Genomic DNA, 13,685 nt, shown 5'->3' with positions numbered 1-13,685 from the left:
TTGCGGTTTTCTTGGCCCATCGAAACGGTGGGTTAACCAAGAAACTTAACCGGTTAGCAGGCATGATGCTGACCACCGTTCCCCGGCTAACATCCGGAATGCCCTTCCTCAGTCAGCCACTCAAGGGGCACGCATCTCATGACCAGCATTCTTACCAACGTCGCGGCTATGTCCGCTCTCCAGACCCTGCGTTCGATCGGCAGCTCCATGGAAACCACGCAGGATCGTGTTTCCTCGGGTATGCGCGTCGGCGAAGCCTCCGACAACGCCGCCTACTGGTCCATCGCGACCACGATGCGTTCGGACAACATGGCTCTTTCCGCTGTTCAGGACGCTCTCGGCCTCGGCGCCGCCAAGGTTGATACCGCCTATGCCGGCATGGAAGCCGCCATCGACGTCGTCAAGGAAATCAAGGCCAAGGTAACCGCCGCCACCGAACAGGGCGTCGACAAGGCCAAGGTTCAGGAAGAAATCACGCAGCTGCAGCAGCAGCTCGTCTCGATCGCCAGCGGCGCCGCATTCAACGGCCAGAACTGGCTTGTCTACGACAACACCAACACCGACCCGACCAACGTTGCCGACAAGACCGTCGTCTCCGGCTTCATCCGCAGCGCCGACGGCACGGTCAAGGTCAGCACCACGACCTACACGCTTCAGGACCTTCCGGACGTTGCCGCCGGCACGAACTCCAACGTTCTGTTCTCGACTGTCGATAACGACGATCACACGCAAAGCGCCGGCGGTATCCTCGGCTCGGTTATCGACGATCTCGGCGTAACGGCCGCTTCCGCCGACTGGGATGCTGCCACGACCATCGTCAACATGACGATCACCGACTACACGGACGCCGACATGGCCGACGCCCTGTCGCTCGTGGAAGCTGGCCTCCAGCAGATGACGAAGGCTGCTTCGCAGCTCGGCTCGATCTCCATGCGCATCAACCTGCAGGAAGATTTCGCCAACAAGCTGACGGACGCCATCGACAAGGGCGTTGGCCGCCTGGTCGATGCCGACATGAACGAAGAGTCCACCCGCCTCAAGGCCCTTCAGACCCAGCAGCAGCTTGGCATCCAGTCGCTCTCGATTGCCAACTCCTCGTCGGAAGGCATTCTCTCGCTCTTCCGTTAATCGGAAGACGGATAGAAAGTTTGACGCAGTTTCGAAGGCCCCGGCTCAGCCGGGGCCTTTGCCGCTTTAGGGCGCCCGTCAGAGCGGCGCGTGAAGAAAGGCCGGCATCACGCCGCCCGTTGCCCTCCGTTCGAGGTAAAGGCGTGCCGTATCCAACGCCTCCCGGATGGTGACGTCCATGTCGAGATACCGATAGGTGCCGAGCCGTCCGACGAAGGTGACGTCGGTCTCGCGCTCGGCGAGCGCCGCGTAGTCGGCAAGCAGCGCCTTCTCCTCGACGAGGCGGATCGGGTAGTAGGGGATGTCGTCGGGACCGCAGGCACGCGAGAACTCCCGGTAGCACACCGATCCTTCGTGCGCCTCCCAGGGCGAAAAATGCTTGTGCTCGGTGATGCGGGTATAGGGTACCGCGAGGTCGGCATAGTTCATCACCGCGCAGCCCTGGTAGTCACCCTGATGCGTGAAGCGCTCGAAATCCAGCGTTCGATAGCCCAGCCGGCCATGGCCGTAGTCGAAGTAGCCGTCGAGCGGACCGGAATAGAAGACGTGGGCGAAGCCATCGCTCTGCGTCCGGTCGAAGCGGGTTTTCAGCTTCACCGTGATGTCGGGGTGATCGAGGATGTTGTCGACCATCGCGGTGTAGCCGTCTTCCGGCATGCCCTGATGGGCGTGGGAGAAATAGTCGTCTTCGTAGTTGAAGCGCACCGGCAGGCGCTTGAGGATGGCGGCCGGCAGGTCCGCGGGCGGGCAGCCCCACTGCTTGCGGGTGTAGCCCTCGAAAAAGGCCGCGTAGAGGTCGCGGCCGACGAAGCGAAGCGCCTGCTCTTCGAAGGTCCTGGGCTCCGTGATGGAGGTATCGGCCTGCGCTTCCACGAAGGCGCGGGCCTCGTCCGGGCGAAAGCATGTCCCGAAGAACTGGTTGATCGTGTGCAGGTTGATGGGCAGTGAATAGACCTGCCCGCCGCTCACCGTCTTCACCCGGTTCTTGTAGGGCCGGAAGGTCTGGAAGCCGTTGACATAGTCCCACACCTCCATGTCATCGGTGTGGAAGATGTGCGGCCCATAGACATGCACCATGACGCCGGTATCGGGGTCGCGCTGCGTATGGCAGTTGCCGGCGACATGGTCGCGCGCATCGATGACCTCGACCTGAAACCCCTCCTGCGCCAGTTCCCGGGCGATGACGGCACCGGAAAGCCCGGCGCCGACAACGAGTATCCTGTCCTTCGCCCGCATCCACCGCTCCGTTTCAGGTCGCTGCGTTCGCGGGCCACAGGCGCGCATCCGGCTGAAGCGGCGCATAGGCGTCGAGTGCGGCAAGCTCGGCCCGGTAGCGCGCGCGGTAGCTTGCGTCATCCTCGAACTCGATTTCCGCGGCGGCCAGTTGGGTGCCGATCTCGTGGTAGATGTCGAGATTGCGCAGGTCCGGTATCGGCGTTTCGCCGCGTTCCGCCTCGCCCTGGATCTGCCAGAAGATCGCCTCGAGCCGGCGCGCGAGCGCGGGAGTATCGCGCAATGCGCAGGTCTCGCGCTGCTCCTCCAGGGAACGGCGGATACCGGAAAGCCGTGCCGGATCCTGCGCGAGGGCGATGGCGGTGCGCACATAATCGTCCGGCCCGTCGCAGATCAGCTCGGGAATCCCGGCGGCCGCCACGATGCTGGCGCAGAAGCGAGCGGCAAAACTCTTGCCCGCCGCGGTCAGCACCGGCAGACCCTGCGTGATGGCGTCCGCGGCGGTCGAATGCGCGCCGTACGGGAAGGTGTCGAGGAAAAGATCGGCAAGTCCGATACGGGCCAGGTGATCCGGGTTCTGCGCCTTGCCGGCGAAGATGATACGGTCCGGCGCGATACCGCTTTCCGCTGCCCGGCTGCGCAGACGCTCGTTGGCCACGTCGTCGCCGGCGAGCAGCCACAGCACGCTGCCGGGGGTCGCCTCAAGGATCGTCATCCACCGCGCAAAGCAGGGAGCGGTGATCTTCTGCATGCCGTTGAAGCTTGCAAAGACGAACGCATCGTCCGGCAGCCCCGCTTCCGCCCGCGTGGGACGGGGATTGACGAGGCGCGCGCGGTCCACCGGCTGGTTGCAGGGGATGCGCAGAACCTTCTCGGTATAATAAAGCTCGTTTTCCGGCGGCACGATGCGCTCGTCCGCGATCATGTACTGGTGGTAGGGGCTCGCCATGGTGCCGGGATAACCGCAGAAGTTCACGATCGCGGGTGCCGGCCGGTAGGCGAAGATCGCGGTGCGCGCGTGTTTCGTATAGCCGTTGACGTCGATCAGCACGTCGATCTCGTCGTCGGCGATCATCCGCGCAGCGTCAAGGTCGTTCAGCTTGGCGATGTCGCGCCAGTGATCCACGGCCCGCTGGATACGCGCCTGCGTGGGATCGAGAGGCGCCGGATCGCCGCAATAATAGGCGTAGATTTCCACGCTTGCCTTGTCATGCAGCTCCAGCACCTCGCTCAGCGCGAAGCCCACGGCATGCTGGCGCAGGTCCGAGGAGAGGTAGCCGACGCGCAGCCGCTTCCCGGTGCCGGTTTTCCGGCGCACCGGCTTGGGACTGAACGCCGCCAGGTCCGCCGGGCGGCCGACGGTCGTGCGGGCGTAGCGATAGGCCTTGGCCATCTGGAAGAGGGGATCGTCGGCATAGCAGGCGATCGACATCGCCGACATCGCCTCCATGAACTGCTTCGGCGTGACATAAAGGGAAGGCTGCAGCACGGGCCATTTGCACTGGCGCATGCGCAGCGAAATCCAGTGTTGCGCCGCTTCCGGCCGCGTCGGTGCGAGTTCCATCGCCTGCCAGAGCGCGGCTTCGGCTTCCTCCAGCCTGTCCGCCCCCTCCAGTACGCGGCCGATATGCTGCAGGCTGAGCAGCCGGTGGGTGATCCTGTCCGGGGTGACGTCGGCGGTCGCGTCGGCATAGGCCTGCCACTGGCCGACGGCCGGTCCGATCAGGCCGCAATCCTCAAGCGTCCGACCGAGATTGATATAGGCCTGGCCGAATTGCGGCTCGATGCGGATCGCGGCGCGCAGCGCATGCATGGCGCCTGCGGTATCGCCAAGCGACGAAAGCGTGACGGCATAGTTGAAATAGGCGAGGTGCAGCAGCGGATTCTTGTCGTTGAACGCGATCCAGAGCTTGTAGATCTCCGCGGCCGCGGGTCGATGCCCGGCCGCCGAAAGGTTCTCCGCGGACTGGAAGAGATCGGCAAGCGCAAGCTGCTGGTTGCGGGCGCGCGCCATGAGTTCGAGAAGCGGGTTGCCCGGCACGGCGTCTAGGGGGAAATTGGCAGTCATGGCATCCTGTCGGCATCGGCCTTTCAGCCCGATTTGGGCGGTTGAAGGGTCTTGCCGTCATAGCCGCCCAGACTTGCTTCGGGCTGGCCGCCCCTGTTCTATTCAGGGATCATGGCATGCGCCGTTAATCGGAAATTAAAGGTTGTATCCTAACACTGGCACAGTCGCGGAAACTGGCGGCTGCTGGCATAGGGATCGGGCTCATTCGAAGCGCCCGGAAGCATGACGCCCCGATGCGCAGGCTCGTGCGAGCCATGTCCTCCTTAAACATTCTTCGTCTTGCGGGATTCTGGCGTTTACACGTCCGGAGCGATCCTTGGAGCAAGCATGAGAGACCGTTGTCCTCATGCTGTGGCTGTGTCTTGCGAAGAATCACATTTGGCCAAGCACCGAGGTAGATACGATGTCGATTATTTCCGCCCTTAAGCCCGCCCAGTTCGCCCTTCTCGACAAGACCATTCTCGCCGGCCTGACGGCTGACGACGTGAAGTCGCTGTCCGCAGCGCAGATCAAGACGCTCGACGGCGAAAAGCTCGCCTCCCTGAACAAGGATGGCGTCAAGGATTTCACGGCCGCACAGTTCAAGGCCATCACCATCTCGGCCGTCAAGAGCCTGTCGGATGAACAGATCGCCGCGATCGGCACCGGCGTTTCGAACCTTTCCGCCGCACAGGTTTCGGCAATCTACGCTGAAAACGACGACGCCTTCGACGTCGCCCAGGTCACGGCTCTGACGAAGACGCACATCAAGGCGCTCGATGAAAAGGCCATCAGCGGCATCATCGCGCTGACCGGTGGTCTTGCCGCGCTTGCCGACGACGAAATCGCCGCGATCAGCACCAAGACGATCGCCGCCCTCTCCGATGCGGACGCGGCGACTCTCGTCACCTCCGGCAAGCTGGGCACGAAGCAGATCGCCGCTCTGACCGCCACGCAGGTCGCCGCGCTCGACGACGCTGCCTACGCTGCCCTCGACGCCACGCAGGTCAAGGCCTTCACCGCCGCTCAGGTCAAGTCGATCGATATCTCGGCGCTGGGCGCCAAGGCAACGGACCTCACCGCCAAGCAGATCGCCGCGCTGTCGGATACGCAGGTCGCCGCTTTCGACGCCACCACCCAGCTGGGCGCCTTCGACGCCACGCAGATCAAGGCGTTCACGGCCGCACAGGTCAAGGTTCTCGACGTTGCCGATCTCGGCGCCAAGATCACGGACCTGTCCGCCAAGCAGATCGCTGCACTGACGGTTGCCCAGATCGGCGACCTCGACGGCGCCACCCAGGTCCAGGCGCTTGACGCCACCCAGGTCAAGGCTCTGACGACGGCGCAGCTTCAGGCCCTGGATGTCACCAAGATCGGCGACACGCAGATTGCAGACCTGTCGCCGAAGCAGGTTGCGGCCTTCACGCCGGCCCAGCTTGGCGCCCTGGGCGACAATCAGGTCAAGAACCTGACGACCCAGCAGATCGCCGGCCTCAACGCCGCCGCCATCACCGCTCTCGGTGATGCGGACCAGATCAAGAACTTCGACGCCGCCCAGCTTCAGTCCATCAGCGTCAAGGCCTTCTCCGGCCTGACCTCCACGCATATCGCCACGATCGATGCGACCCTCATCGACGACCTGACCACCAAGCAGGTCGCTTCGATCACGGCAGCACAGGCTGTCGCGCTCACCGGAGACCTCGCCACCAACCTGACGGAAACCCAGGTCGCCGCTCTGAGCGCCACGGCTCTTGCCGCCATCTCCGCTGAAGACTTCAAGACCTTCACGGATGCCGAAATCGCCCTGATCAAGCCGAAGTCGCTCGCCGGCCTCAGCGACGAGCACATCGCCGGCCTCGATGCCACGCAGCTCAAGGCGCTGACGGACAAGCAGATCCAGGCGCTGAACATCACGCAGCTGAACGCGCTCGACCCCGACACGCAGGTCAAGGAACTGCTCGAAGCCCAGGTCAAGGCACTTTCGACGAAGCAGATTGCCGGCCTCGATGCCGATCGGATCAAGGCCATCGACGTTTCCTACCTCGACAACAAGCAGCTTGCCGCCTTGACCACGACGCAGGTCGCTGCACTCGATCCCACCGAGCAGATCGCAAACCTGTCGGAAACGCAGGTCAAGGCCTTGACGACCGCGCAGGTCGCTTCTCTCGTGGTCGAGCAGATCCAGGCTCTGACCGATGCCCAGGTCGCGGCGCTGACCACCAAGCAGGCCGCAGCGCTGACCGCAACGCAGATCGGCGAGTTCAGCGAAGCCCAGGCGACCGCCCTCACGAAGGACCAGATCGCAGTTCTCTCCTCCACGGCGATCGGCGCCTTCACGAAGACTGCCCTCGCAACCTTCGCGGATGACGAGATCGCAGCGATCAATGTCAAGGCGGTCTCCGGCCTTACCGTGGAGCAGGTGGACGGACTCGGCGAAACCCAGATCAAGTCCTTCACGGACCAGCAGGTCGCTGCCATGCAGAACGACGTCCTGCTCGCGGTGATCGCGGCCTACGCCGAAAGCAACGCCTGAGGCCTCGCTGCCCCGGCGGCATCCAACGACACAAACGGCGCGACCTCGGTCGCGCCGTTTTCGTTTTGCGCACGCGCGTGCGCTGTAGAGCATCCTGATGACGTTCGAATTTACGCTTCCGTAATCTCCCTTAAGCCTTCCTTAACGGCATTAACCATTTGTTAACCATTCCTCGTTAACCAATGCTTAAGAACGTTGGACCGACGCCAGGGCAAACAAGCGCGTCGGATGCATGAAGCCCCTCCGCGTTACCGGTCCCGCCTCACTCCGGCATGTCCCCGACACTTCATTTCAGGGCAAGTGCCAATGACCAGTATTCTGACCAACTCCGCCGCCATGGCGGCGCTGCAGACGCTCCGTTCCATCGACACCAACATGCAGACGACGCAGGCGCGCGTCTCCTCCGGTCTGCGCGTCGAAACCGCCGCCGACAATGCCGCCTACTGGTCGATCGCCACGACCATGCGGTCGGACAACCGCGCCATCTCCACCGTCGCCGACGCGCTCGGCCTCGGCGCCGCCAAGGTCGATACCGCCTATACGGCGCTGGAGAACGTCATCGACGTGCTCAGCGAGATCAAGGCGAAGCTTGTCGCCGCCCGCGAGCCCGGCGTCGACAAGACGAAGATCAACGATGAAATCAAGGAGCTGAAGAACCAGCTGGTCTCGGCCGCGCAGTCCGCGTCCTTCTCCGGCGAAAACTGGCTTTACAACGCCGGCACCGATGCGCTCGGCGTCAAGTCCGTCGTCGCGTCCTTCGTTCGCTCGGCCGACGGCAACGTCAAGGTCGCCACGCTGGACTTCGATACCGCCAATTCCGTGCTGATCGATGTCGAGAACCCCGCCGACGGCTATCTGACGAAGGCGATCGACGCCTCGACGCTGGCATCCGATCCGACGGCGCTCACGGGCGACTACTACCTGATCGACATGAGCAAGACGATCGACTCGGCCACGCCCGACACCGGCACCGAGATCGAGATCACCAACGACACGACCTATGAGGAACTGGACGCGATGATCAGCGTCACGGACTTCATCCTCAAGGACCTGACCAACGCGGCATCCACGCTCGGCGCCATCACCAAGCGCATCGAAATGCAGGAGAGCTTCGTTGCCACGCTCGGCGACGTGATCGACAAGGGCATCGGCCGCCTGGTGGACGCCGACATGAACGAGGAATCGACCCGCCTCAAGGCGTTGCAGACCCAGCAGCAGCTCGGCATCCAGTCGCTGTCCATCGCCAATTCGAGCGCCGAAAACATCCTCCAGCTCTTCCGCCAGTAAGAGTCTAAGAGGTTTCCATCCGCCCGGCCGCTGGTCATCGGCCGGACGGGCGGCTGGGTCGCGCTATTTGCCCTGGCGCGGCCCAGCACCCTTCATCCTCGCACAAGTTTGAACCCCTAGGCTCGATGGCACGATCAGGAAGATTGTGCGCTTTCCGCCTCCCGGAGGGCGCTATGTCCAGGAGACAGGTCACCGGTGTTGTCAGGTACAAGTGTTTTCGAGAGCGAGCGTTCAAGCGGTCCGCGGTTTCCCCGCCGGGCCTTTTGCGCGTTCGTCGGGCACGATGCGGTTTCTTGGGGGCCGGCATGAGTGTGCATCTTGCCCGTTATCTCAAGGATTTCAGCGCACCCGCCCGCCCGCCGGCGCCGCTGTTCAAGCCGTCGAGCTTCGCGCAGCGGGATGACGGCGCAGCGACGGAGCCCTTTGCCATCGCGCCTGCCTTGCCTGCCGTAGACGTCGAGGCCGAGCGGGCCGAGGCGTTCGAACAAGGCCGATCGGCCGCCGAGGCGGAGCTTCTGGCCCGGCACGAGGCCGAGCTGGCTGCCCTGAAAAGCGCTCATCAGGCAGCGCTCGAATCGCTCAAGGTGCGATACGAACAGGAATATGCCGAGGCGCTGGCCGAACGCTTTTCGGCCTTCACCGCCGCGGTGGCCGACAGCGTCGCCGCCCAGGCCGCCCAGGTGCTGGCACCGGTCATGAGCCAGGTGCTGACGCAGGGCGCGGTTTCCGATCTCGCCCGGGTCATCGCCGAAGGCCTGCAGGAAGGCGAGGGCGTGACGATCACGGTGAAGGGGCCGGCGGACCTCTTCGACCAGCTGAAATCGCATTTCAACGAGCCGATGCCGGTCTTCCGGCACATCGAAGTGCAGGATGTGGATTTGACGGTGGAATTCGGTGACGCCGTTCTGGTAACGCGGATGGCCGCCTGGGCCGACACCGTCAGCAAGGTGCTTGGATGAGCGACGGCGAAAATCATCACCACGGCAAGAACGAGATCATCATCGTCAAACGCCACGGCGACCATGACGGGGATCATCATTCCGCCGCCTGGAAGATCGCCTATGCCGACTTCATGACGGCCATGATGGCGTTCTTCCTCGTCATGTGGCTCGTCAATGCGGCCAATGAGGAAACGAAAGCCTCGGTCGCCTCCTATTTCAATCCGATCAAGCTGACCGACGACAAGCCGGCCGAGAAATCGGTCAAGAAGCCTGCCAACACGGCCGAAGGCGAGGCCACGCAGGACAAGTCCAAGGAACAGGGCCAGAAGCAGGAAAGCGGCAACGGCGCGGAAAACGGCAAGGACAAGAAGACGACGGCCGGCGAGGAGACGCAGTATTCCGAGGCGGACTTCTTCAACAATCCCTATTCCGTCCTGTCCGAAATCGCGCAGGAAGTCGGCCAGCAGGCGAATGTAAGCGCCAAGGGCGACGGCGGCGCCGCAAATTCGGGCCCCGCCACGGGTGCGAATGGCGGTGAGGCGTACCGCGATCCGTTCGATCCCGATTTCTGGACGCAGCAGGTGGAAATCTCGCAGGCGACCGATGCCGGCAGCGAAGCAAGCCCAAACAAGGACCAGTCCGCCACGCAAATGGCTGCCGTCGATACCGACCGTACGGTGGAAGATGCGCTGAAACAGGCGGATGCCGAAACGCAGGCGAAGGCCGAGGAGGCCGCCAAGGTGGAGGAAGCCAAGGCGACGGAAGAAAAGCAGGCGGAAGAGCTGAAGCAGCAGATCACCAGTCAGATCGGCACGATCGGCAAACTTGCCGAAGGCCTGACCGTCACGCCCACCGAGGGCGGCCTTCTCGTCAGCCTGACCGACCAGCTCGATACGCCGATGTTCAACATCGGTTCGGCCGTGCCGCGGCAGGAGATGGTGCTCGCCATGGAGAAGATCGGCAAGATCCTCGAAGGACGGCCGGGCGCGATCGCCATTCGCGGTCATACGGATGCGCGACCCTTTGCCGGCGGCAAGAACGACAACTGGCGGCTGTCGATGGATCGCGCGCAGAGCGCCTATTACATGCTGGTCCGCGGCGGGCTGGAGGAAAAGCGCGTCAGCCAGGTCACCGGCTTTGCCGATCGCCGGCTGAAGGTCGCAGACGATCCGATGGCCGCCGCCAATCGCCGCATCGAAATCCTCATTCAGGCCGAGGATGGCTGAGACGATGAAGCCATTCGCGCGCCTCCTTCTGGTGGGAACGGTTCTGGCGGCTGGCCTTTCAGCCGCCATGCCCGCGCGCGCCCAGAGCCCTGACGACCTGGCGCCCTACAAGATGATCCGGTCGCTGCAGTTCGTGCAGGATACGGTGGTGCTCGGCGACCACTCGGCCATGGAGATGCAGCGCTTCCTGCTGACGACCATCGACGAGCGGCTTCGCACGGCGGAATCCTCGATCTTCGACGATCCCCGCAATGTCGATGCCGCGCTGGTCTATGCCATGAGCGGCGGCAATCCCGATACGCTGGAATTCCTGATCAGGAAGGACGTCGACGGCCACTTCGATTCCCGTCTCACCGACGCGCTGCGCAACTATCTCAGCGGAACCGGCAGCCAGAGCGTGAAGTCGCTGGCCGAAATCTTCCCGGAATACAAGCGTTCCAGGGTGGGTCCCTATCTGGCGCTCATTTCGGCCAACTCCGTGCTGCGCAAGGACCCGGCGCTGGCGCTGAGCTATTTCGACTGGGCGCGCCTTGTCGCACCGGGCACCATCGTCGAGGAAGCGGCGCTGCGCCGCTCCATCTATATCGCCAGCCAGGCCGGCTGGGTCGACCGCAGCATGGCCTATGCCAACCGCTATGCCCGTCGATACTTGCGCTCGCCCTATGCCAGCCAGTTCGCCGATCTGTTCGTGACGCTGGCGGTCGATCATTTCGACAAGCTCGACGAGAAGGATATTCTAGAGGTCCTGTCCTTCATGGACGTGCCGCGCCAGCGGGAAGTGTATCTGCGCATGGCGCGGCTTGCCGCGATCTCCGGCCAGAACAAGCTCGCGTCGCTGGCGGCCGAACGCGCCCAGATCCTGTCGGGAGACGGCGAGAGCGTGCCGAAGGTGCTGGCAGATCTCTATTCGGGCCTGGCGTCGGTGCCCTCGGGCGATGTCGCCTCCGCCATGGAGACGATCGTCGCCATTCCGGATGACAAGCTTTCCGTAAAGGACCGCGCCTTGAAGGAGGCCGCGCGCGCCGTCGCCGAAGAGGTTCTACGCGCGCCGGTCGCGTCCGCTCAGAAGGTCGAGCCTCTCGTTACGACGGTGCCGGAGGGCGAAGACGCATCCTATGACAGCCTTGACGCGGCGGAGACGGCCGCGCGGCCGAGCGAGACGCCGACGGACGACGCGACCGTGGCCGACAGCGCCGCGGGTGAGCCGCAGAAAGACGCAAAAGACCAGAAAGAGCGGGCGAGCGTCGATCCCGCCTTCGACAGTTTCGTATCGGGCGGCCGGTCGAAGCTGGACGAGATCGACAAGCTGCTGGAGGGAGAAGGCACATGAGCACGATCGGTAGCGGTGTGTTGGGCATCGTGTCGGGGCCTGTTCCCGGCAAGGGCAAGGCGGGCGATGGCAACGGTGCCGGCGGCGGGGAGGAGAACGGCTTTTCCCACGCGATCGCCAGCCTTCACGGGCGCGAGGGCCAGAGCGGTCACAAGGGCGCTCGGATATCCATCTCCGGCAAGGGCGAGCAGGGTGACGACGAGGCTGCCGATCCCCGTGTGAAGGTGGGCCGCCACGATATGACGGTGCCCGCCAAAACACACGGCAAACCGCAGGACGAGGCGCAAGAGGATGTGTCCTTCGAGGAGAAGGTCGCAGCCCTTCTGGGCGCTGCCGCGTCCGGCCGCAAGGTGCGGACCACCGAAGACGACGGCAAAACCGTGCCGGTCGAGGATGAAGAGCGTCCCGAGGCAAAGGCCGAAGGCGCCGAAAAGACCGATGTCGGCAATCTGCTCGAACTGCTCGGCGCGCAAAACGCGATGCCGCAGGCCGCCTTGGCGGGTGCCGCGAAATCCATTTCCGGCCCGGCCCATGAGGGACGGGGCGAACCGGGCGTGAAATCCGGCGGCAAGGTCGCGGCTTCCGCCGACGGCACCGCAAAGGGCGACGCTTCGGCCCTCGCCGACACCGATGGTGGCGAGCTGCCGCAGTCCGAAACGGACAAGCTTTTCCGGATCATGCGCGCCGATGGCAAGGGGCGCGACCTCGATTTGAGCCTCTCCGGCTCGGGTGACCGCGCGACGCTGCGCGACGCCAATCCAACCGGGCCGAAGGGTGAGGCCGTCACCGTGGTCGAGGCGCGCCGCTATATCGGCCTGGCGCAGACCAGCAATGCGGCCGCCGTGACGACGGCGATCACGCAGGACCCCGAATGGGCGAGCTCGCTGAGCGCGACGAGCGGCATCGGCCACGAGCAGGCGGCCACGGGCAAGGTCGTCAATACGCTGAAGATCCAGATGAACCCGATCGAGCTCGGCCTCGTGACGGCGACGCTGCGCCTGCATGGCGATGCGCTGATCGTTTCCCTGCAGGTGGAGACGGGCGAGGCCTATCGCCAACTCAACGACGACCAGGACGCCATCGTGCGCGCATTGCGCGGACAGGGCTTTGCGGTGGATCAGGTGAGCGTGCAGCTTTCGCCTGTCGACCGCAGCGCCAATGCGCAGGGCGGCGGCGATCAGCAGCAGCAATTCTCCAACCAGCCGCAGGCGCGCGACGATGGCCGCCGGAGCGGTGGTGAAGGTTCGGGCTCGTTTGCAGGGCAGGGAGGCTCCCGTGAGGACAATACGACGGACAACGCGCCTGGCCTTTCTGGCGGCCAGTCTCATCGGCCTGGCGGCGTCTATCTCTGACGCACAGGCTGCCGTCGGCAGCTGCGAGCGGGAGATCCTGGCCGCGGCCGCCAAATACGACATTCCGGCCGGCATCCTCTATTCGGTCGGATTGACGGAAACCGGCCGGAAGGGATCGCTTCAGCCTTTCGCCCTCAACATCGAAGGCAAGGCCTATTTCGGCCGCAGCCGGGAGGAGGCGCTCGAGGTTTTTCAGGCTGCCCGCGGGCGCGGCGCAAAGCTGATCGATCTCGGCTGCATGCAGATCAACCACCATTTCCACGGCGAGCACTTCACCTCGCCGGCGGAGATGTTCGATCCGCGCAAGAACGTCGAATACGCAGCCGCATTCCTCGCGCGGCTGCATGCCCGCCACGAAACGTGGACGATGGCCGTTGCACGCTATCACGCCGGTCCCAACAACGACCCGGCGCAGAAGCGCTATGTCTGCCGGGTGATCGCAAACCTGGTTGCAACCGGCTATGGAAGCTGGACGCGGAACGCGAAACAGTTCTGCCAATAATTCGACTAAAAGTTGAATATTCGCCACGGCGCGATGTGTGCCGGAATGTGGCGGGAATGTGCCGCGTTTTGGGCAGGGCAAGGTTGCGCGTTAACCTTTGTTAACT

Annotated in this window: 10 protein-coding genes; 8 read left to right on the top strand and 2 right to left on the bottom strand. The window is 63.9% G+C overall.

All coding sequences use genetic code 11. The annotated features are described in order from the left end of the window. The first annotated feature begins 138 nt into the window (after positions 1-138). Positions 139-1,128 (top strand): flagellin, encoded by a 990-nt coding sequence (locus tag GR158_RS03640; protein WP_160870056.1) that lies wholly within the window; start codon positions 139-141, stop codon positions 1,126-1,128. 78 nt (positions 1,129-1,206) lie between these two features. On the opposite strand, the gene glf is transcribed toward GR158_RS03640, so the two are convergent. Next, the gene (gene glf / locus GR158_RS03635; RefSeq protein WP_160870055.1) at positions 1,207-2,364 is read right to left on the bottom strand and encodes a UDP-galactopyranose mutase; all 1,158 of its coding nucleotides are present in this window, start codon (positions 2,362-2,364) and stop codon (positions 1,207-1,209) included. 13 nt (positions 2,365-2,377) lie between these two features. Beyond that, positions 2,378-4,429 (bottom strand): glycosyl transferase, encoded by a 2,052-nt coding sequence (locus GR158_RS03630; RefSeq protein ID WP_160870054.1) that lies wholly within the window; start codon positions 4,427-4,429, stop codon positions 2,378-2,380. A 403-nt stretch (positions 4,430-4,832) separates the two neighbouring features. Between GR158_RS03630 and GR158_RS03625 the strand changes: the two genes are divergently transcribed. The 7 genes from GR158_RS03625 (at position 4,833) to GR158_RS03595 (ending at position 13,579) form a co-directional block, all read left to right on the top strand. Further along, complete coding sequence (locus GR158_RS03625) at positions 4,833-6,941, top strand: hypothetical protein (RefSeq protein WP_160870053.1); 2,109 nt, start codon at positions 4,833-4,835, stop codon at positions 6,939-6,941. A 306-nt stretch (positions 6,942-7,247) separates the two neighbouring features. Further along, entirely contained in the window at positions 7,248-8,228 is a 981-nt protein-coding gene (locus tag GR158_RS03620) for a flagellin (protein ID WP_134649692.1), read from the top strand. Positions 8,229-8,533: 305 nt separating this feature from the next. Next, on the top strand, positions 8,534-9,187 hold the full coding sequence (locus GR158_RS03615) for a hypothetical protein (protein ID WP_160870052.1): 654 nt from the start codon (positions 8,534-8,536) through the stop codon (positions 9,185-9,187). After that, positions 9,184-10,395 (top strand): MotB family protein, encoded by a 1,212-nt coding sequence (locus tag GR158_RS03610; protein ID WP_160870051.1) that lies wholly within the window; start codon positions 9,184-9,186, stop codon positions 10,393-10,395. The genes GR158_RS03615 and GR158_RS03610 overlap by 4 nt, the downstream gene beginning before the upstream one ends. A gap of 4 nt (positions 10,396-10,399) precedes the next feature. After that, a complete protein-coding gene (gene motC, locus GR158_RS03605) occupies positions 10,400-11,725 on the top strand; it encodes a chemotaxis protein MotC (protein ID WP_160870050.1) in 1,326 nt (441 codons plus the stop codon). After that, entirely contained in the window at positions 11,722-13,077 is a 1,356-nt protein-coding gene (locus tag GR158_RS25280; protein WP_160870049.1) for a flagellar hook-length control protein FliK, read from the top strand. Before motC ends, GR158_RS25280 begins: the two co-directional genes overlap by 4 nt. After that, on the top strand, positions 13,010-13,579 hold the full coding sequence (locus GR158_RS03595; RefSeq protein WP_370359658.1) for a transglycosylase SLT domain-containing protein: 570 nt from the start codon (positions 13,010-13,012) through the stop codon (positions 13,577-13,579). The genes GR158_RS25280 and GR158_RS03595 overlap by 68 nt, the downstream gene beginning before the upstream one ends. Positions 13,580-13,685: the final 106 nt, after the last annotated feature.

The sequence above is a fragment of the Shinella sp. AETb1-6 genome (genome assembly GCF_009826875.1).
GTDB lineage: Bacteria > Pseudomonadota > Alphaproteobacteria > Rhizobiales > Rhizobiaceae > Shinella > Shinella sumterensis.
The sequence above is the reverse complement of the archived record's forward strand: the minus strand, read 5'-3'. Positions and strand labels throughout refer to the sequence as shown.